The following is an 18845-nucleotide window of genomic DNA, read 5'->3' on the forward strand; positions in this document are numbered from 1 at the left end:
CCGCCGCGGCAGGCACGCCGCCCCGCCGCCGGAGGTGGAGGAGACCCGCCCGTTGGACCGGTTCCCGCCGCACCGGTCCTGACCGGCGGTGTGACCTGCGCCGACCGGACTGGCGATCACTCGAACGCGCGTTCTACGGTGTTGCTGCGTTCGGGGGAGGGGAGTCCCCACGACGCATCCGCGCCCCGCGCCCGTCACCCCGGGTGCGGGGCGCTCCACACGGCCCGGACCACCGCTGATCCCGCGCGTAGCATCGGTGGCATGGCGCTGTTCTTCGGTGACAGGACCCGCATGATCGGCCCGGACGAGGCGTTGCCCGGGCGCTCCACCCCGCTGCCGGTGCCGGAGCGGCACGCGGTCTTCGGCGACCGCACCATCGTGCCGCCGTTCCCGCAGGGCACCGAGTCGCTGGTCGTCGGCATGGGCTGCTTCTGGGGCGCGGAACGGATCTTCTGGCGCACGGACGGGGTGTGGACGACGGCGGTCGGCTACGCGGGCGGCTACACGCCGAACCCGACCTACGAGGAGGTGTGCAGCGGTCTGACCGGGCACACCGAGGCCGTGCTGGTCGTGTTCGACCCGGCGGTGATCGACCTGGCCGGGGTGCTGAAGGTCTTCTGGGAGGGCCACGACCCGACGCAGGGCCTGCGGCAGGGCAACGACCGCGGCAGCCAGTACCGCTCGGCGGTCTACTTCGCCGACGACGAGCAGCGCGCCGTCGTCGAGCGGACCCGCGACGGCTACCAGGCGGCGTTGACCGCGGCGGGTCGCGGCACGATCACCACCGAGGTGGCGCCGCTGCGCGAGTTCTACTACGCCGAGGGCTACCACCAGCAGTACCTGTCCGAGGCGAAGAACCCGAACGGCTACTGCGGCATCGGCGGCACCGGGGTGTCCTGCCCTGTCGGGCTCGTCACGGAGTGATCGCGGCCGGTCGCCCGGCGTGGCAAGATCCACTCGGTTCGGCCGGGGCGATCCGGGTGAACCGCGAGCGGAATTTACCGCGATTCCGTTCAATAAACAGAATTCCCGGACGGCCGCCGAGCGCGCCGCCGGGAGCGTCAAATTCCGTTCCGCGGAATGCGATGCACCGCGGCCCGGCGTGTTAGTGGCACGCCGGGCCCCGGCACCGGGGACATTCTAGATCATCGAATCAGCCGAAGTTCACGTCCGCGCAGGAGTAGAACGCGTTCGCGGTGTCCGCGACGTCCCACACGCCGACGATGGCGTGCCTGCCGGACTTGCCTTCCGGCATCTTCCCGTCGTGGGTGTAGGTGTTCGGCGGCTGGGCGCCGCCGTAGTCCACGTCGACGAACGGGGTGGGTTCGAGCTGGTCGCGGCTGATCGGCTGGGTGGGGTCCCAACCGTCCTTCGTGACGTAGTAGCGGAACGAGCTGGTGGAGTGCGCCGCCGTGATCTTCCACTGGAACTGGAAGTCTTGACCAGCGGCGACGTCCGTGGTGGGCCACTGGCCGCCGCGCGGGTCGTCCAGCTCGGAGAACTGCTCCAGGCCCGCGGAGCAGATGCTGCCGTCCTCGGGGCCGGCTTCGGGGAAGCCCTTCGGGCCTTCGACGCTCTGCGGTTCCCACTGGATCGCGCCGCAGTCGTTCAGCGTCCCGTTCGAGCAGGCCTCCTGGCGGCTCGCGGGGCTCTGGACGAATCCGTGGCCGGTCGCGACTCCGGACGTGAAAACCGGCAACGCCAATCCGGCGATGCTGACCGCGGCGATACCGATCGTGCTTTTCACACTTTTCTTGAGCATGGGGGAGTGCTCCTTTCTGAATCGGTGTCGCAAAAAGTACGTCTCACTCTTCTGGCTTAATAGCTCCGTTCCGGGCAACATGAGGTTGGCAGACACATCGCTATTGGTCCAGACCTTGAGCCCGATTGGTCTAGCCCATGATCGCCGTCAGCTTGCGGGGTGCTGCGGCCGTGCGGACCATCCCGGCATGGCAGACAACGTCTATCGGGTCACCGAGATCGTCGGAACGTCCGAGCAGGGCGTCGATGACGCCGTGCGCAACGGGGTGCGCCGCGCCGCGCGAACGCTGCGGGAGGTGGACTGGTTCGAAGTCACCGAAGTCCGCGGCCACGTCGAGAACGGCGAGGTCGCGCACTTCCAGGTCGGGCTCAAGATCGGGTTCAAGCTGGAGGACTGACCGGACCGAGCACGCACGAAAAAGGCCCCGCCGTCACCGGCGGGGCCTTCTGCGAGCGGATGACGGGACTCGAACCCGCGACCCTCACCTTGGCAAGGTGATGCGCTACCAGCTGCGCTACATCCGCATCAACGATCTCGGGAGTCCCGACCACCGGAGTGATCTTCACGCCCCTCGAAGCGCTGTTGGGAACACTCTAACCCATCGTTCGCGAGCCGTTCCCGGGGGGTCACCGCCGGCTCGGACCGGCCCGTTCCAACTCGATCCGCAGCAGCACCCGGCGCTCCTCGGCCATCGCCCGCCGGTACGCGGACCAGTCCTCGTGCTCCCCGGCGACCCGGCGGTAGTAGTCCTTCAGCAGCGGCAACGCCGCCGGCTGCTCGACCACCTCCACCGCGCCGTCGACCTGGATCCACTCGCCGAAGAACTCGTCCGGCAACACGCAGATCCACGCTCGGGGGTCCTGGCGCAGGTTCCGCACCTTCGCACTGCCGTCCCGGGTGCTGATCAGCGCGCGCCCGCGGTCGTCGACGGCGACGAGCACGGGCACCAGCTGCGGCGTGCCGTCGGCGCGCAGCGTACCCAGCACCGCCCGGTGGTGCTCGCGGAGGAAGGAACGCGCCCGGTCGAGATCCATCTCGTCCTCCCGGGTCGTGGTGGTGGCGCCCACCGTAGCGCCGCGGGCCCGGGTTCCGCGGTCGGCGAACCGGCCGGGGCTGGTCCCCTCGCCGTCCGTGATCGACAATGATCCGGGTGCTCCCGGGTTTCACCCTCAAGGCCGATGACGGGCGCGATACGGTATCGGCACGCTCGGTGACGGCGCGCTGGCGCCGGAACCGGGGGCACGGCTGGGACGAACGATCCGAGAACGCCCGGCGCCGGGCGAGGAGGCGACGATGAACCGGGTGGTGCGGGGATCCGACGGCAGGCTGTGGAACGTGCGTTCCAGCCTGGAGTGGTCGAACCCGATCGCGGGCGACGACTTCGAGCACGACGTGAACGGTGGCGCCGGGCCGGCGATCCTCATGTTCGGCGTGCTCGCTGTTCTTATCCTGACCTTCGTCCTGTGGACCCCGGAGGGCGTTTACATCCCGATCTGGCTGATCCTGCTGCTGATCGTCGCGGTGCTGTTCTTCCCGGTCCGCTGGTTGATGCACCGCCCGTGGACGATCATCGCGGAGACCCCGGGCGACGAGGACGAGCACCAGCCGGAGCGCTGGGTCGGCGTGCAGCGCGGCTTCTTCAACACGCGCCAGGAGACGGCGAAGATCGCCCGCCAGATCGAGCTCTACGCCGAACCCGACATGAACGGTTCCCTGCAGCCGACCGAGTGAGCCCGGCCGCGGATCTTGGCAGACTGGTGGGGTGCCTGAGCTGCCGGAAGTCGAAGCGCTGGCGCGGCACCTGCGGGACGTCGCCGCGGGGCGCGCCGTCACCCGGGTCGACGTGGCCTCGATGAGCGTGCTCAAGACCGCCGACCCGCCGCACACCGCGCTGGTCGGCCGGGTGGTGACCGGCGCGGACCGGCGCGGCAAGTACCTGGACCTGGACTGCGACGGCCTGCACCTGGTGGTGCACCTGGCGCGGGCCGGTTGGCTGCGCTGGTCCGACGCGCTCGCGCCCGCCCCGCCGAAGCCGGGCCGCGGGCCGATCGCGATGCGGGTGCACCTCGACGGACCCGGTTTCGACCTCACCGAGGCGGGCACGCAGAAGCGGCTCGCCGCGTGGATCGTGCACGACCCCGCCGAGGTGCCCGGCATCGCGAAGCTCGGTCCGGATGCCCTCGGCATCACCGAGGAGGAGTTCGCCGCGGTGCTCGCCGGGCGCTCGGAGCGGGTGAAGACGGTGCTCACCGACCAGTCGCGGCTGGCCGGCGTCGGCGGTGCCTACTCGGACGAGGTGCTGCACCGCGCGAAGCTGTCCCCGTTCGCCACCGCCGGGAAGCTGGGCGAGGACGCGGTGCGGCGGCTGCACGCCGCGCTGCGGGAGGTGCTGTCCGACGCCGTCGACCGCTCCCGGGACGCCGCGCGGCTGAAGGCGGAGAAGCGCTCCGGGCTGCGGGTGCACGGGCGGACCGGCCTGCCCTGCCCGGTGTGCGGTGACCTGGTGCGGGAGGTGTCGTTCGCGGACCGCTCGCTGCAGTACTGCCCTACCTGCCAGACCGGCGGCAAGCGGCTGGCGGACCGGCGGATGTCGCGGCTGCTGAAGTGACCGCCGGTCCGGTGCGTCCGGCGCAGCCGACAGGTCCGAACAGAGTCGGTGAGCACCGTTCACCGCTCGGATCCGGCTACCCGGCGTAGCGTTCTTGATTCCCCGCGTGCCTGGGACGAATACTGGTGGACGTGCCGGAGCTGTTGACCGAGCGGACCGTGCTGACCGCGCTCGCCGCCCTCGCCGTGCTCGGAATGTTCGTGCTGCTGTGCCGTTCGCGCCGGGTGAGCACCTCGGTGGAGGACGCGATGCTGACGGCGCTGCACCACGTGACGGGTGCCGCGCCGTTCCTGCGCGCGGGCATGACGCAGGAGTCGGCGGACAAGACCGCCCCCCACCTGCGCGAACTGCTCTCCTGCGTGGCGGTGGGCGTGGTGGACGCGGACGCGACCCTGCTGAGCTGGGACGGCGACGCGAACCAGCACTACGCGGACCTGCGCGGCAAGATCGAGGTCACGCTCCGCGACGGCAAGCGCGAGTACATCGACCACACCGACCTGCTGTGCGACCAGCGCCCCTGCCTGATGCGGTACGGGGTCGTGGTGCCGCTGGAGGTGTCCGGGGAGATCCGCGGGGCGCTGGTGATCATCAGCGGTGGAGACCGGAAGCGGCTGCTGCGCGCCGCCAGCGAGGTCGCGCACCACGTGTCCACCCACCTGGAGCTCGCCGAGCTGCAGGAGTCGAAGGAGAAGCTGGCGCACGCGGAGGTGCGGGCGCTGCGGGCGCAGATCTCGCCGCACTTCATCTACAACGCGCTCAACACCATCTCCTCGCAGATCCGCAACGACCCGGAGCAGGCCCGCGACCTGCTGATGGAGTTCGCCGACTTCACCCGCTACTCGTTCCGCTCCACCGGCCTCTACACGACGCTGGCCGACGAGATCCGCAACATCGACCGCTACCTGATCCTGGAGCGCGCCCGGTTCGGCCCGGACCGGCTGAAGGTGCAGCTCAAGATCGCACCGGAGGTGCTGCCGGTGGTGGTGCCGTTCCTGGCGCTGCAACCGCTGGTGGAGAACGCGGTGCGGCACGGGCTGGCGACGAAGCCGGGCGGCGGCACCGTGTCGGTGGTGGCCGAGGACCGTGGCTCCGAGGCGCTGATCAGCGTCGACGACGACGGCATCGGGATGGACCCGAACCGGTTGGACGCGGAGCTGGCGAACGCGCACCTCACCGGCGCGCACGTCGGCCTCGGCAACATCAACAACCGGATGCGGGCCACGTTCGGCGACGACTACGGCCTGGTGGTGGAGACGGCGGAGAACGCGGGCATGAAGGTGATCATGCGAGTGCCGAAGTTCGCGCCCGGCGTGCTCCCGCTGCCGGTGGCCGCCTTCGACGAGCCGGCCCCGGGCGCGAGCGCCCAGCCCAGCCGCTGATCCACGCAGCCCAGCCGCCGCGTCCAGCCCAGTCCCGGACCCGCGCCCGGACGGGCCGTTCACCTGGTGCGAACGGTCCCGCCGGCCGCTTCCGGAGCCCGTCGGCGGGCCCGCCGAGCCGGTAACGTCGGGGCATGAACGACAACGCACCGCAGAAGTTCACCGACGTCCTGACCGGCAAGCTCGCCTCGAAGCTGCCGCCGAAGCTGGCCGAGCGGGCCGAACGCGGACCGGTGGTGGCGGTGGTCAAGTTGCACGGCACGATCACGCCGACGCCGAGCCCGATGAACCGCGGCACCATCTCGCTGCAGACCACCGAGTCGGCGCTGAGCCGCGCGTTCGGGCACGACCGGCTGTCCGCGGTGGTGCTGTCGATCAACTCGCCGGGCGGGGCGCCGACCCAGTCGGCGCTGGTCGCGGACCGGGTCCGCCAGCTGGCGGCGGAGAAGAAGGTGCCGGTGCTGGCGTTCTGCGAGGACGTGGCCGCGTCCGGCGGGTACTGGCTGGCGTGCGCCGCCGACGAGATCTACGCGCACCGCACCTCGATGGTCGGCTCCATCGGCGTGGTGAGCGCTAGCTTCGGGCTCGACGGGCTGCTGGAGCGCATCGGCGTGCAGCGCCGGGTCTACACCGCGGGCGAGAACAAGGTGCGGCTCGACCCGTTCAGCCCGGAGAAGGACGACGACGTGCGCTGGCTGCACGGTCTGCAGACCGAGCTGCACGACCAGTTCACCGACTGGGTGCGGGAGCGGCGCGGGGGCAAGCTCGCCGACGCCGACCTGTTCACCGGCGAGGTGTGGACCGGCGCGAAGGCGAAGGAGCTCGGGCTCGTCGACGGTCTGGGCACGCTGCGCGGCATCGTCGCGGAGCGGTTCCCGAAGGCGCACATCGTGGACGTCGAACCGCGCAAGCCGCTGCTGGCCCGGCTCAGCGGCAGCGCCCCCGGCACCCGGCTGGGTCTCGGCGCCTCGGCGTCCTCCCTGGTGGAGGCGCTGGAGCAGCGCGCCCAGTGGTCCCGCTTCGGGCTGTGACCGCCCGGCGGAGCGCGACCGGCGGGACCGCCGCGGTCGCGCTTCCCCGACCCCGCCGCAGTCCTGCCCGGGTGCGCACCGTACGTTGATCCGGCGGCGTGACACACCTCACTCAGCCGTGGCTCGCGGCGTGGCCTGTGTCGCTCGGCCGAGTGATGCCACGATGATCGACGCAGCGGCTGCCACGGCATCCCTCGGCAACGCCGCACGTGCGAGCCGGGCTCCGCGACGACGCCGTCGTGGCGCACCGAGCCGAGAAACCTGATCGTGGACAGTGCGCCACCCGGCGCGGCAGGATTGGCGTTACAGTGAGTATTCAACCGGACACGAGCGCGCAGGTCGGCACCACGGGACTGGTGGTGCTGGCGGTGGACGACGAGATGGCCGGGCTGGACGAGATGAAGTTCCTGCTCGGCAACAACCCGCGGGTGGGCCGGGTGCTCACCGCGTTCGACGCCGCGGAGGCGTTGCGGTTGCTGCGCAGCGACGACCAGCTGCGGTCCCGGGACGGCGAGGACTCCGTGGTGGACGCGGTGTTCGCCGACGTCTCGATGCCGGGGCTCAGCGGCATGGAACTCGCCAGGGTGCTCAACGCCTTCAAGCAGCCGCCCTCGCTGGTGTTCATCACCGGCCACGAGGAGAACGCGCTGGAGGCGTTCGAGGTGGGCGCGCTGGACTACATCATGAAACCCGCCGACGCGGACCGGGTGGACCGGGCGCTGCGCAACATCGAGCGCAGCAAGGCCGAACGCGCCGCCGGTGGCCGGGCCGACGCCACGGCCGCGGAACTCCCCGCCGCGGCCGACGAGGACGAGGTGATCCCGGTGGAACTCGCAGGCACGACGAAGATGGTCTCCCGCAAGACGGTCCGCTGGGTGGAGGCGCAGGGCGACTACGCGCGGCTGCACACCACCGACGGCGGCTCGCACCTGGTGCGGATCCCGCTGGCGCAGTTGGAGGAGCGCTGGGCGGACGCCAACTTCATCCGCATCCACCGCTCGTACCTGGTGTCGATGACGCTGGTCACCGAGCTGCGGATGTCCTCGTCCGGCTACTCGGTGCTGCTCGGCGGCGGCGAGCCGAAGGAGCTGCCGGTCAGCAGGCGCCACACCCGGGAGCTCAAGGACCGGCTGGTGCGCGCGCCGAGACAGGGCTGGGGGTCGCAGGGATGAGCGCGCCCCGCCGCCCGGCCGGTCGGGCATGACGCCGGAACAACCGGCGACCGCCGCAGGCGGCCGCCGTCCCCGCAGGCAGCGCGTCGTTCTCTCCGATCGCCGCCGCAGCAGGCCGGTGGCCCGTACGATCATGGAGCTGGAGGAGCAGACCAGCGTCGGCGAAGTGCTGGTCAGTTACCTGGTGCGCGCCCAGCTGCGGAGCGCACTGCTGATGACGGGTCTGCTCGGGGCCGGGCTGTTCGGCCTGCCGCTGCTGTTCCACGTGCTGCCGTCGCTGGGAGACATGGTGATCGCCGGAATCCGGTTGCCCTGGTTGGTCCTCGGGGTGCTGCCCTACCCGTTCATGGTGCTGCTCGGCTTCTGGTACTCGCGGGCAGCGGCTCGGCACGAGCGCGATTTCCTGCACATGATCGAGCGGTAGCGGGGCTCGGCGGTGCCGGAGATCTCCGTGTTCTGGGCGTTGGGCGGTATCGCCGTCGTGGTGACGGCGACCTTCGCCATCGGCGTGTGGGGGTCGAGCCACGCCCGGACCACCTCGGACCTGCACCGCGCGCGGCGCCTGGTGCGGGAGGAACGCAACGCGGCCGCGATCTCCGGCGAGTACCTGTCCGCGGCGTCGTTCCTCGGCGTGGCCGGGCTGGTGCTCAAGGACGGGTCGCAGGCGCTCTGGTACCCGATCGGGTTCGCCTCCGGCTACCTGGCGGTGATGTTGTTCGTGGCGGCGCCGCTGCGCCGGTCCGGGGCCTACACGGTGCCGGACTTCGCGGTGGTGCGGCTGGATTCGCCCTGGCTGCGCTGGTTGACCACGGCGTTCGTGGTGCTGATCGGCTGGCTGTACCTGGTGCCGCAGTTCCAGGCGGCCGGGTTGACGTTCGCGGTGCTCACCGAGCTGCCCGCCTGGGTGGGTGCGGTGGCGCTGCTGCCGGTGGTGCTGGCGAGCGTGTTCAGCGGCGGCATGCGCGCGGTGACCCTGGTGCAGGCGTTCCAGTACTGGCTGAAGCTGTTCGCGATCACGGCGCCGGCGTTCGTGCTGTTCGGGGTGTTCCTGCTGGGCGGTTCGGCGGACCGGTTGAACGAGCCGGGACCGGTGTTCGAGACCCGGACCGCGGTGGAGGTCGAGACGCCGGTGACCTTGCGGGTCGTCGAGCCGACCTGGGTGCTGGTGGACGCGCCGCGGGAGTCGCCGGGCGGCCCGTTGCAGCCGAACGGGCAGGCGAACACCTGGGTCCCGCCGGGGGAGTACGCGGTCGACGCGGGCAGCACCCTCTCGTTCGAGGCGGGCGCGGCGGTTCCGGTGGTGTCCGAGGCGGAACCGGACAACGGTTCGTGGCTGCACCCGTCCGGCTCCGGTTCGGCTTCGCTGGTGGGCACGTACTCGCTGCTCGTGGCGACGTTCCTGGGCACGATGGGCCTGCCGCACGTGCTGGTGCGCTTCTACACGAACCCGAGCGGGCACGGTGCGCGGCGCACGGCGCTGTTCGTGCTGGTCCTGCTGGGCACCTTCTACCTGTTCCCGACGGTGCTGGGGCTGCTGTCCCGGTTGTTCGTGCCGAAGCTGCTGGTCACCGGGCAGACGGATGCCGCGGTGCTGCTGCTGCCGAACGCGATGCTGAGCAGCTGGCCGGGCGGGGTCCTGACGTCGTTGACGGCGGCCGGCGCGTTCGCGGCGTTCGTGTCGACCTCGTCCGGGCTGGTGGTGAGCCTGTCCGGGGTGGTGTCGTCGAACTTCCAGCGGGTGCGGGGCTGGCACATGCCGCTGCTGCTGCTCGCCTCGGCGGCGGTGCCGATGGTGCTGGCGCTGCTGGTGGCGGAGCAGGACTTGGCGCGCAGCATCGGGTTGGCGTTCGCGATGGCGGCGTCGACGTTCTGCCCGCTGCTGGTGCTGGGGGTGTGGTGGCGCGGGCTGACGGCGTTCGGCGCGGCGGCCGGTCTGGTGGCGGGCGGCGCGCTGGTGCTGGCGGCGCTGGTGGTGGGAGCGCTGCGTCCGGGCGGCGAAGGGGTGCTGGCGGAGCTGGTGCAACAGCCGGCCCTGGTGAGCGTCCCGGTGGCGTTCCTGGTGATGGTGCTGGTCAGCGCGGGCACCAAGCGGCAGCTTCCGGAGGGCGTGTCCCGGGTGATGCTGCGCATGCACGCGCCGGACCGGCTGGGTTTTCAGGACGATCGGCGGGTGCGCAAGCCCGTGCCGAGCAAGGATTCCGGCGGTCGGCACCGGCGTTAGCCCGATCGGATCAGCTCGTTCGGCGGTGCGGTGCGTCGGCGGCGGGCGCCCGGCGACCGGTGGTGGTGCCCCCGGTCCGGTGATCAGCGCGAATGTGGTCTCGGGACCGGGCTCCCCGGTGTTCACCGCGTGCGATGGGCGGCCGGTGCGCGCCGCTCCGCGCCGTCGCGTCCGGTTCGTCCGGGTGGCCGGTCGGGCGTCTCGCTGACCTGCCGAGTCTCGCATTGGGCCGTACGGGTAGTTGGCGTGACAGGGGTCACTCCACGTGTCATAATCAGGGATTTGTCGGCGCTTCGGTCACCCAGCGGATTGATATCAATCCACGTTCGGGGTCTTTCCAGATTCGGACGAACTACGTAGCGTTCGCGCGTCGACAGGAGATAGAGGTCACACGTCGCCGGCGGGCGCGACCTCTCCTACCCAGGAGGACAACCGTGAGCTCCACGGGCCAGAGCGACCCCAGCCCCGGCAGCGACCCCAGCGCCAGCGGCGACCCAGGTCCCGCCATCGACGCCGAGACCTGGGCGGCCGCGCAGAACAGCCCCGAATTCGCCACGCTCCGGCAACGGCTGCGCACATTCGTCTTCCCGGTATCGGCGATCTTCCTCGTCTGGTACCTGGTCTACGTCCTGCTCGCCGACTACGCGCACGGGTTCATGAGCATCAAGCTCATCGGCAACATCAACGTGGGCCTGGTGCTCGGGCTGCTGCAGTTCGTCTCCACCTTCCTCATCACGACGCTCTACGTCCGGTACGCCAACAAGAACCTGGACCCGGTCGCCGAGCAGATCCGCGAACGCGTCGAAGGAGAGCAGCGGTGACCACACTCCAGGCCGCCCACCCGTTCCTCGCGCAGCAGACCGACACCGCGTCCAACCGGTGGCTCAACATCGGCATCTTCGGGCTGTTCGTGCTGGTCACGTTGGTCATCGTGTTCCGCGCCAGCCGCAACACGCGCACCGCCTCGGACTACTACGCGGCGGGCCGGGCGTTCAGCGGGCCGCAGAACGGCATCGCGATCTCCGGTGACTACCTGTCGGCGGCGTCGTTCCTCGGCATCGCCGGGGCCATCGCCGTGTACGGCTACGACGGGTTCCTCTACTCGATCGGCTTCCTCGTCGCCTGGCTGGTGGCGCTGCTGCTGGTCGCGGAGCTGCTGCGCAACACCGGCCGCTACACGATGGCCGACGTGCTCAGCTTCCGGATGCGGGAGCGCCCGGTGCGCACCGCCGCCTCGCTGTCCACGCTGGCGGTCTCGTTCTTCTACCTGCTCGCCCAGATGGCCGGCGCCGGCGGGCTCATCGCGCTGCTGCTCGGCATCGAGAGCAAGGGCCAGCAGGCCATCGTGATCGCCGTCGTCGGCGCGCTGATGATCCTGTACGTGCTGGTCGGTGGCATGAAGGGCACCACCTGGGTGCAGATCATCAAGGCCGCGCTGCTCATCGCGGGCGCGTTCGTGATGACCCTCTGGGTGCTCGGCCACTACGGGTTCAACCTGTCCGGGCTGCTCGGGGCCGCCGTGGAGCGGGCCGGTGCCGGTGGTGAGGAGCTGCTCAACCCGGGCGCGCAGTACGGGGCCAGCAGCACCAGCAGGCTCGACTTCGTCTCGCTGGGCATCGCGCTGGTGCTCGGCACCGCAGGGTTGCCGCACGTGCTGATGCGCTTCTACACGGTGCCCACCGCGAAGGAAGCCCGCCGCTCCGTGGTGTGGGCGATCTGGCTGATCGGGCTGTTCTACCTGTTCACGCTGGTGCTCGGCTACGGCGCCGGGGCCATGGTCGGGCCCGAGGCGATCAAGGACGCGCCGGGCGGCGTGAACTCGGCGGCACCGCTGCTGGCGCTGCAGCTGGGCGGCCCGCTGCTGCTCGGGTTCATCTCCGCGGTCGCGTTCGCGACCATCCTCGCCGTCGTCGCCGGCCTCACGATCACCGCTTCGGCATCGTTCGCGCACGACATCTACGCGAACGTGCTCAAGAAGGGGAAGGTCGACGACAAGAACCAGGAGGTGAAGGTCGCGCGGATCACCGCGGTGGTGATCGGCATCGTCTCGATCCTCGGCGGCATCGCGGCGAACGGGCAGAACGTGGCGTTCCTGGTGGCGCTGGCGTTCGCGGTCGCGGCCTCGGCGAACCTGCCGACGCTGCTGTACTCGCTGTTCTGGAAGCGGTTCAACACCACCGGGGCGCTGTGGAGCATCTACGGCGGGCTCGCGGTGACCATCGTGCTGATCGTGTTCTCGCCCGCGGTGAGCGGCAACGAGGAGGCGATGTTCCCGGCGCTGGACTTCGCGTGGTTCCCGCTGAAGAACCCCGGGCTGATCTCGATCCCGGTGTCCTTCCTGCTCGGCTACCTCGGGACCGTCCTGAGCAAGGAGCCGCACAACGCGGCGAAGTACGCGGAGATGGAGGTCCGCTCGCTCACCGGGGCGGGCGCCGAGAAGTCCACCCCGCAGCACTGATCGCCTGGGCGGCCCGCCCGTCCAGCCGAGTGGACGGGCGGGCCGCCCCACCTCACGACGGGCCCACGGGCGGCGTGGCAGCATCGGGTCCGTGACTACCCCGATGCAAGTACCCGGCGTGCCGCCGGAGGAGCTGCCCGCCGAGCTGCCGGACGCGAAGTCGGTGCTGCTGGACGTGCGGGAGAACGACGAGTGGGCCGCGGGCCACGCCCCGGGCGCGCTGCACATCCCGATGAACGAGGTGCCGCAGCGCCTCGACGAGATCCCCGAGGCCGACCAGGTCTACGTGGTGTGCCGCTCCGGCGGCCGGTCCGCGCGGGTCACGGCCTACCTGAACGCGAACGGCTGGGACGCGGTGAACGTGGAGCGCGGCATGAACGGCTGGTCGGCGATCGGCCGCCCGGTGGTGTCGGACGAGCCCGGCGCCGACCCGATCGTGCTGTGACGACGCCGCCGGACCGCCCGGCCGGATCGGGCCTGCGGGTGGAGTGGGTGGCCACTCCGCCCGGTGGCCTGCGGCCGCGGCGCCGCGCGCGCCCACCGGCCCGCTATTCGGGCCCGCCGTCCTACCCGGGCGTCCCCCGCTGGGGTTTTCCGCTGCTGGGCTGGCGGTGGCCGTTGGCGTTGCCGACGCGCCCGCAGGTCGACCCGGTGCAGCGGGTGACGTGGCTGTCGGCGATGTCGTGGTCTGCGTTGTGGCTGATGGCGGCGGTGTCCGGCGTGGCGGCGGTGGCCGAGGCATGGCGGTACGGCCTGCTGCTGATGAGCCGCGGTTCGGCGTTGTCGAAGGTGGCGCTGGACCTGTCGGACACGCTGGTGGTGACGTCGGGCGTGCTGAGCTGGCTGCTCGGCGCGACCAGCGGGGTGTTCGCGGTGCTGTGGCTGGTGTGGGCGCGGCGCGCGTCGGCGCGGCAGCTGGAGGTGGTGCCGCGCCGCCCGGAGTGGCAGGTCGTCGCGGGCGTCCTGGTACCGGGCTGGAACCTGGTGGCGCCGGGCACGGCGCTGGCGGAGCTGGAGCACGGGGTGCTGGTGGCGGCCGGTGCGCGTCGTGCGGCGGAGCGTCCGCGGCCGTCGCGGCTGGTCGGGTGGTGGTGGGGTTCGTGGGCGTTGAGCCTGCTGCTGGGCTGGGCCGCGCTGCTGTGGGGCTTCCGGGACGGCGTGCAGGCGATGGCGGACGGCGTGGTGCTGCACTTCTGGGCGGACGTGGCGGCGGCCGCGTGCGCGGCGCTGGCGATGCGGGTGATCACGTACGTGACGAACCTGCTGGTGCCGTCGGACCCGACGCTGCTGGCGCGCCCGCGCGTCGTCGGCGTCCGCGGTGCCCCGGAACCGCCGCGCGCGGCTCGGCCGGCGGACGCCCCCCGCTGATCTGACCGCAGGCGAACGACCCACCAGAAGCCCCACCAGGTGAGTGGCCCACTCGTCCAGCCGTACTGGGTGGGTGGCCCGTTCACCTGGCGGGCCTCCGGCGTGGTGGGCTCGGGCGGGCGGTCGGGATAATGCCCGGCATGGGTTCCCCGCAGGTCGTCGCGCACCGCGGTGCGTCGGCGGAACGCGCCGAGCACACCCTCGGCGCCTACCAGGTGGCCCTGGACCAGGGGGCCGACGCGCTGGAGTGCGATGTCCGGGTCACGCGGGACGGGCACCTGGTGTGCGTGCACGACCGCCGGGTGGACCGCACCTCCTCGGGCCGCGGCGTGGTGAGCGAGTTGACGTTGCCCGCGATGTCCCGCTTCGACTTCGCGCACTGGCACCACGAGCTGCCGGAGTCGGCGGACGAGCTGGTGTTCGAGCCGCGGGCGAGCGCGGCGGTGGGCGCCGCGCAGCGCCGCATCCTGACCTTCGACGACCTGCTGGGCCTGGTGCGCGCGCAGCGCAGGCGGATCCGGTTGTTCGCGGAGACGAAGCACCCGGTGCGCTACGCGGGCCTGGTGGAGGCGAAGTTGACGGCGGCGTTGGCCCGGCACGGCGTGTCGGCGCCCGCGCACAAGGACGAGTCGCCGGTGGTGATGATGTCGTTCTCGTCGGCGGCGGTGCGCCGGTTCCGGGCGGACGCGCCGGGCGTGCCGACGGTGCTGCTGTTCGACCGGGCGTCGCGCGCGGCGCGGGCGGGGGAGCTGCCGCGCTGGGCCGACCTGGCGGGCCCGAGCATCCGGTTGCTGCGCCGGGACCCGGAGCTGGCGGGCCGGTGGGCTGCGCGGGGCCGGGACACCTACTGCTGGACGGTGGACGACCCGGCGGACGTGGAGCTGTGCCGCCGCGCGGGGGTGCGGTTCGTGGCGACGAACCGGCCGGGTGCGACGCGGCTGCGGTTGTCGGGCGGCTGACCCGGGACGTCGGTCGCGGTGGCGGCTCGATAGCGTCGGTGGGTCTTGTCACAGCTGCGAGGAGGCTTCGAGTGTCGAAGCGTACGGCCACCCCGTCCCAGCGAGCTGAGGGCGCCGCCGGCCCGAGGCAGCCTTGCCCGTGCGGGTCGGGGAAGCGCTACAAGGCGTGCCACGGCAAGGCGGGCGGCGCCACCGATGTGATCGTGACCAGGCCTTTCGAGGGACTCGCCGCGGAGGGTGATCTGGTCGCGCTGCGCGAGTTCGTGCCGTCGGCGACGGCACGGCTGCCGCTGCTGTCCGGCCCGGAGGTGACGGTCGCGTCGGTGCTGCCGATGGCGGCGGCCGCGGTGCGCCGCACGGACGGGCAGGCGTTCATCGGCCTCCAGGTGCAGACCCGTTCGGGTGATTTGAGCCGGGACCTGGCCCGCGCGATCGAGTGGGTGCAGCAGGCGGAGCCGGGCCAGTCGCTGCCGGTGGTGGGCCCGGAGCCGGCGCAGGCGGAGGTCCGGGCGCGCCTGCAGGACCTGCTCGACCCGGCTGCGGAGCTGGACGTCCAGCTGCACGAGGACTTCGCGTGGTGGCTGCCGGAGGGCACCGAGGCGACCGGCGAGGTCGCGCTGTCCTTGGAGCGGGCGAACGCGGCGATCATGCCCACGGAGCGGTTGACCGCGGAGGGTGCGCGCTCGGCGTACTGGGTGGACCCGGGCGAGAAGGCGCACCTGCGCTGGGTGCGCCCGGAGCCGGAGGAGAAGTTGCTGGCCGCGCTGGCCCGCCTGTCGGCGCGCGGTGAGCTGGCGCTGGACGAGGACAGCCGGTTCGCGGGTTCGTTCCGCGCGCACGGCGTGCTGGTGCCGGTGTGGGACCTGGACCGGGACAAGCACCCGCGGGAGTGGAACGAGCCGGCCGCGGCGCTGGGCCGCCGGTTGGCGGAAGCGCTGGAGTCCCTGGAGGACTCGCCGCTGGACGCGACCGAGCGCCGGTCCCGCGACGGGCTGCGCGGCCGCCAGGTCACCTTGCGCTGACGCGATCCGGCCGGGCGCGCGCTAGCCCGTTCGAGTGAAGAACGGGCGGTTCCGGCAACCGCGCGCCCCGGCCTCGCGTGTCCTCTCCGCAGCGAAAGCCCGGGGAGGGGAGGCGGCGTGACCGCTCACATGCCTGCCGTGCGCGCCTCGTCGGAGGCCTCGGTGGGCTGGTCGCGCCCGGCACTGCAAGGGGATATGGCGACGGAGGACGATTTCGCGGAGTTCGTGCGCGTCGCCCTGCCGGGCTTGATGCGCTACGGCCACGCGTTGACGGGGAACCCGCACGACGCGGCCGATCTGGTGCAGACGGTGCTGGAGAAGGTCGGCGCGCGCTGGGCGAGGATCCGGCAGCAGTGCGAGGAGCCGCGCGCGTACGTGCGCAAGGCGATGGCGAACGCGCACGTGAGCCGGTGGCGGCGGATCCGCCGGGAGACGTTGCTGGCCGAGTTCCCGGACGTGCCCGCGGTGGAGTCGCCGGATCGGTTGGAGAACGAGCCGCTGTGGCAGGCGCTGCGCGGGTTGCCGCCGCGGCAGCGCGCCGTGGTGGTGCTGCGCTACTACGAGGGCTTGTCGGAGGCGGAGATCGCCGAGACCCTCGGCGTCAGCGCGGGCACGGTGAAGAGCCAGGCCAGCAAGGCGTTGGCCACGTTGCGCCGCAGGCTCGGTCCGGTGTTCGAGGGCGGTGGGATGTGATGGGCGACCTCGACGACGAGCTGCGCCGGATGTTCGCGGACGACCGGCTGGAGGTGCCGGTCCGCACGGGCGCCGAGTGGTCGCTGGTGGCGGGCGCGCGCCGGCGGCGCAAGCGGCAGACGACGCTGGCCGCGGTGGGCGGGGTGCTGGCGATGGGGGTGCTGTTCGGCGGGGGAGCGGTGCTGGTGGCGCGGCCGGATCCGGGGCCGGTGCGCCCGGCGGTGCCGCCGGTGGTGGGCACGTCGGTGCCCTCGCCGGTGCAGCCCCCGATCCCGCTGCCGACGTCCCCGCCGGTGCCCGCGGATCCGGCGCCGGGCGGCGGCTGGGGGCCTCGCCGGTCGCCGCCGGAGCGGGGCGATCTGGCGGAGGACGCCGAGGACGAGCGGTTGTCGATCCTGCGGGAGGTCACCTCGGAACCGGAGTCCACGTCCGCGGAGCCGTCCGAACCGTCCGAGCCGCAACCGACGTCGGAACCGACGGAGCCGTCCACCGAACCGTCCGACCCGGGCTGACCCGGAACGCGCGACGGCCCCCGGCTCGGGTGAGCAGGGGGCCGTCGGCCGCTGTGGTGGGTGCGGTCAGCTCAGAGCGCTCCGCCCGCGGCGGGCGGCGCGGTGGGGTCGGCGCCCTCGTCGCCGACGGTCTCGCGGGCGAGGAAGTTCTCCACGTCGAAGAGGTTGCCGCCGGAGCGGTCGACGACGGCCAGCAGCGTGGACATCTGCGAGACCTCCTCGACCTGCTCCTTGAGGAACCACTGGAGGAACTGCTCGCCGAGGTAGTCGCCTTCGTCGCGGGCGGCCTTGGCCAGCGTCACGATCTCCTGGGTGACCTCGCGCTCCTGCTCCAGGGCGAGGGCGACGAGCTCCCGGGTCTCGGTGAAGTCGTTGCGGACCTCTTCGATGGACGGGATGGCGACCTTGATGTCGTTGTCCATCAGGTACTGCACGATCATCATGGCGTGGTTGCGCTCTTCGATCGACTGGCGGTAGAAGTGCGCGGCCAGCCGGGGCAGGTCTTCGTTGTCGAACCACACCGCGACCGCGAGGTACTGCTGCGAGGCGGTGAGCTCGTTGCGCACCTGGTCCTGCAGCAACTGGTGGAATCGGGATTCGCGGGGCTGGATCTTCTTTGCGGTGGTGGGCATGGCATGAAGAATACGCTCCAATTGACACCTCGCAATTCGTCAGGTAACCCTTGGAAATGTTCGCCGAACCTTGGTTAAGTTTACTTTGCCTTATTTCGGCAAGGCAATCCTAAGTGGATTCAGCCGGGTCTGGAGTAGGTGCGCTCGGCGCTCTCGCGCGGGTCGGTGGCGCGCAGTCGGGAGATGATCTCCGCCGCGCCCGCGGCGCCGTCGTATCTCGTCGAGTACTCGGCTGAACCGTCCGTAACCAGCACGGATACCTGGCCGGCGCGTTCGTGTGGCTTTGCCCACCGCAGGGCGCAGTCCCACTGCCCGAGGATCGCGGGATCGCCGTCGAGCGCCGTGGCCACTTCCCGCGCGGTGCGCCGCAGTTCGGTCTCCCACGTGCGGTCGGCGTGGAGGCGCACGATTTCCGCGATGTACTGCCGGGTGCGGAACCGCAGTTCTCGCGGAGGCTCGGCATCGCCGAGGCAGTGCAGCGTGAAATCGGTCCACACCACGTGGTCGTAATCATTGTTGAACCGGTCGTGCTCGATCCGCGCACTGGCGAATCCGCACCCTTCGACGCCGCAGTCGCAGCGCCACAGCAGCGTCGTCGGCGGCGGATGCGGCCATTCGGTCGGCAGCAGGGGGCCGTGCCGCCCGAGCAGGTCGTCCGGATCCCGCCCGACGCCCTTCAGCCCGAGCGTCCGCCCGAACAGGTCTTCCCCGTCGACGAGGAACACCAGCGCGGGCCCGCTGCCGATCCCCATCTCGGCCTGCTCCACCCGCAGCCCGAACTCGCTGTACGCCGGTTCCTCTCGATGCGCGATGCCGAATCCCATACCTCCACCTTCGGGCCGGCGGGATCTCGTGTCGACCCGCTTTCGCAGTGCGCCGGGCGGCCGATCGCGATCCCGGAATCGAGCGCGCCGCCCGAAGGTCTTCGGCACGTTCGGAACTCCAGCCGGGCTCGACCGAGGTCCGGCTTCCGTCAGCGCTCGGCCCGGTCGAGCGCGGTGATGAACGAGGTCCACCGTGCCCGGGTG

21 protein-coding genes and 1 tRNA gene are annotated in these 18845 nt (G+C 71.6%); 17 read left to right on the forward strand and 5 right to left on the reverse strand.

Going from position 1 to position 18845, the window contains the following annotated elements:
- The first annotated feature begins 261 nt into the window (after positions 1–261).
- Positions 262–924 carry a peptide-methionine (S)-S-oxide reductase MsrA gene (gene msrA / locus LCD31_RS13000; protein ID WP_224958328.1) on the forward strand — a complete coding sequence of 221 codons (663 nt, stop codon included), beginning with the start codon at positions 262–264 and terminating at the stop codon, positions 922–924.
- A 229-nt stretch (positions 925–1153) separates the two neighbouring features.
- On the opposite strand, the gene LCD31_RS13005 is transcribed toward msrA, so the two are convergent.
- Entirely contained in the window at positions 1154–1762 is a 609-nt protein-coding gene (locus LCD31_RS13005) for a lytic polysaccharide monooxygenase (protein WP_224958330.1), read from the reverse strand.
- A gap of 187 nt (positions 1763–1949) precedes the next feature.
- Here LCD31_RS13005 and LCD31_RS13010 point away from each other — a divergent pair, with 187 nt between their 5' ends.
- On the forward strand, positions 1950–2159 hold the full coding sequence (locus LCD31_RS13010) for a dodecin (protein ID WP_224958332.1): 210 nt from the start codon (positions 1950–1952) through the stop codon (positions 2157–2159).
- Positions 2160–2213: 54 nt separating this feature from the next.
- On the opposite strand, the gene LCD31_RS13015 is transcribed toward LCD31_RS13010, so the two are convergent.
- Both LCD31_RS13015 and LCD31_RS13020 read right to left on the reverse strand, forming a co-directional pair.
- Positions 2214–2286: transfer RNA gene (locus tag LCD31_RS13015), tRNA-Gly, on the reverse strand.
- 102 nt (positions 2287–2388) lie between these two features.
- The gene (locus LCD31_RS13020; protein WP_224958334.1) at positions 2389–2904 is read right to left on the reverse strand and encodes a PPOX class F420-dependent oxidoreductase; all 516 of its coding nucleotides are present in this window, start codon (positions 2902–2904) and stop codon (positions 2389–2391) included.
- A gap of 151 nt (positions 2905–3055) precedes the next feature.
- On the opposite strand from LCD31_RS13020, the gene LCD31_RS13025 reads away from it, so the two are divergent.
- The 15 genes from LCD31_RS13025 (at position 3056) to LCD31_RS13095 (ending at position 17185) form a co-directional block, all read left to right on the forward strand.
- Positions 3056–3493 carry a DUF983 domain-containing protein gene (locus LCD31_RS13025; RefSeq protein ID WP_224958336.1) on the forward strand — a complete coding sequence of 146 codons (438 nt, stop codon included), beginning with the start codon at positions 3056–3058 and terminating at the stop codon, positions 3491–3493.
- Positions 3494–3524: 31 nt separating this feature from the next.
- Complete coding sequence (locus LCD31_RS13030; RefSeq protein WP_224958337.1) at positions 3525–4370, forward strand: Fpg/Nei family DNA glycosylase; 846 nt, start codon at positions 3525–3527, stop codon at positions 4368–4370.
- Between the two features lie 131 nt (positions 4371–4501).
- Entirely contained in the window at positions 4502–5749 is a 1248-nt protein-coding gene (locus LCD31_RS13035; protein ID WP_224958338.1) for a sensor histidine kinase, read from the forward strand.
- A gap of 134 nt (positions 5750–5883) precedes the next feature.
- Positions 5884–6780: a S49 family peptidase gene (locus LCD31_RS13040; RefSeq protein WP_224958339.1), complete on the forward strand. Its 897-nt coding sequence runs from the start codon at positions 5884–5886 to the stop codon at positions 6778–6780.
- A gap of 314 nt (positions 6781–7094) precedes the next feature.
- Positions 7095–7952 (forward strand): LytTR family DNA-binding domain-containing protein, encoded by an 858-nt coding sequence (locus LCD31_RS13045; RefSeq protein WP_258349521.1) that lies wholly within the window; start codon positions 7095–7097, stop codon positions 7950–7952.
- A gap of 118 nt (positions 7953–8070) precedes the next feature.
- On the forward strand, positions 8071–8376 hold the full coding sequence (locus tag LCD31_RS13050; RefSeq protein WP_224958340.1) for a hypothetical protein: 306 nt from the start codon (positions 8071–8073) through the stop codon (positions 8374–8376).
- A 12-nt stretch (positions 8377–8388) separates the two neighbouring features.
- Positions 8389–10173 carry a cation acetate symporter gene (locus LCD31_RS13055; RefSeq protein WP_224958341.1) on the forward strand — a complete coding sequence of 595 codons (1785 nt, stop codon included), beginning with the start codon at positions 8389–8391 and terminating at the stop codon, positions 10171–10173.
- Positions 10174–10679: 506 nt separating this feature from the next.
- Positions 10680–10994, forward strand: coding sequence for a DUF485 domain-containing protein (locus LCD31_RS13060; RefSeq protein ID WP_224958354.1), 315 nt, complete (start codon positions 10680–10682; stop codon positions 10992–10994).
- A complete protein-coding gene (locus LCD31_RS13065) occupies positions 10991–12631 on the forward strand; it encodes a cation acetate symporter (RefSeq protein WP_374108090.1) in 1641 nt (546 codons plus the stop codon). The genes LCD31_RS13060 and LCD31_RS13065 overlap by 4 nt, the downstream gene beginning before the upstream one ends.
- A gap of 103 nt (positions 12632–12734) precedes the next feature.
- Entirely contained in the window at positions 12735–13076 is a 342-nt protein-coding gene (locus LCD31_RS13070) for a rhodanese-like domain-containing protein (RefSeq protein ID WP_224958358.1), read from the forward strand.
- Entirely contained in the window at positions 13073–13999 is a 927-nt protein-coding gene (locus tag LCD31_RS13075) for a DUF4328 domain-containing protein (protein ID WP_224958342.1), read from the forward strand. Before LCD31_RS13070 ends, LCD31_RS13075 begins: the two co-directional genes overlap by 4 nt.
- Before the next feature lie 140 nt (positions 14000–14139).
- Positions 14140–14958, forward strand: coding sequence for a glycerophosphodiester phosphodiesterase family protein (locus LCD31_RS13080; protein ID WP_308011299.1), 819 nt, complete (start codon positions 14140–14142; stop codon positions 14956–14958).
- Positions 14959–15029: 71 nt separating this feature from the next.
- The gene (locus tag LCD31_RS13085) at positions 15030–15980 is read left to right on the forward strand and encodes a DUF5926 family protein (protein ID WP_224958344.1); all 951 of its coding nucleotides are present in this window, start codon (positions 15030–15032) and stop codon (positions 15978–15980) included.
- 117 nt (positions 15981–16097) lie between these two features.
- Positions 16098–16673 carry a SigE family RNA polymerase sigma factor gene (locus LCD31_RS13090; protein WP_374108091.1) on the forward strand — a complete coding sequence of 192 codons (576 nt, stop codon included), beginning with the start codon at positions 16098–16100 and terminating at the stop codon, positions 16671–16673.
- Positions 16673–17185 carry a hypothetical protein gene (locus LCD31_RS13095; protein ID WP_224958346.1) on the forward strand — a complete coding sequence of 171 codons (513 nt, stop codon included), beginning with the start codon at positions 16673–16675 and terminating at the stop codon, positions 17183–17185. Before LCD31_RS13090 ends, LCD31_RS13095 begins: the two co-directional genes overlap by 1 nt.
- A 71-nt stretch (positions 17186–17256) precedes the next feature.
- Here LCD31_RS13095 and LCD31_RS13100 read toward each other — a convergent pair whose 3' ends face one another.
- Both LCD31_RS13100 and LCD31_RS13105 read right to left on the reverse strand, forming a co-directional pair.
- Positions 17257–17817, reverse strand: a complete 561-nt coding sequence (locus tag LCD31_RS13100; protein ID WP_224958348.1) for a ferritin — start codon at positions 17815–17817, stop codon at positions 17257–17259.
- Between the two features lie 119 nt (positions 17818–17936).
- A complete protein-coding gene (locus LCD31_RS13105; protein ID WP_224958350.1) occupies positions 17937–18641 on the reverse strand; it encodes a hypothetical protein in 705 nt (234 codons plus the stop codon).
- Between the last annotated feature and the right edge of the window lie 204 nt (positions 18642–18845).

Source organism: Saccharopolyspora sp. 6M (genome assembly GCF_020176775.1).
Taxonomy (GTDB): Bacteria; Actinomycetota; Actinomycetes; order Mycobacteriales; family Pseudonocardiaceae; genus Saccharopolyspora_C; species Saccharopolyspora_C gregorii.

What these genes read in the sequence shown, in the direction of transcription:
- msrA (WP_224958328.1), top strand. Translation starts at nt 262, where the DNA reads ATGGCGCTGTTCTTCGGTGACAGGACCCGCATGATCGGCCCGGACGAG.
- LCD31_RS13005 (WP_224958330.1), bottom strand. Translation starts at nt 1,762, where the DNA reads ATGCTCAAGAAAAGTGTGAAAAGCACGATCGGTATCGCCGCGGTCAGC.
- LCD31_RS13010 (WP_224958332.1), top strand. Translation starts at nt 1,950, where the DNA reads ATGGCAGACAACGTCTATCGGGTCACCGAGATCGTCGGAACGTCCGAG.
- LCD31_RS13025 (WP_224958336.1), top strand. Translation starts at nt 3,056, where the DNA reads ATGAACCGGGTGGTGCGGGGATCCGACGGCAGGCTGTGGAACGTGCGT.
- LCD31_RS13040 (WP_224958339.1), top strand. Translation starts at nt 5,884, where the DNA reads ATGAACGACAACGCACCGCAGAAGTTCACCGACGTCCTGACCGGCAAG.
- LCD31_RS13070 (WP_224958358.1), top strand. Translation starts at nt 12,735, where the DNA reads ATGCAAGTACCCGGCGTGCCGCCGGAGGAGCTGCCCGCCGAGCTGCCG.
- LCD31_RS13080 (WP_308011299.1), top strand. Translation starts at nt 14,140, where the DNA reads ATGGGTTCCCCGCAGGTCGTCGCGCACCGCGGTGCGTCGGCGGAACGC.
- LCD31_RS13095 (WP_224958346.1), top strand. Translation starts at nt 16,673, where the DNA reads ATGGGCGACCTCGACGACGAGCTGCGCCGGATGTTCGCGGACGACCGG.
- LCD31_RS13100 (WP_224958348.1), bottom strand. Translation starts at nt 17,817, where the DNA reads ATGCCCACCACCGCAAAGAAGATCCAGCCCCGCGAATCCCGATTCCAC.
- LCD31_RS13105 (WP_224958350.1), bottom strand. Translation starts at nt 18,641, where the DNA reads ATGGGATTCGGCATCGCGCATCGAGAGGAACCGGCGTACAGCGAGTTC.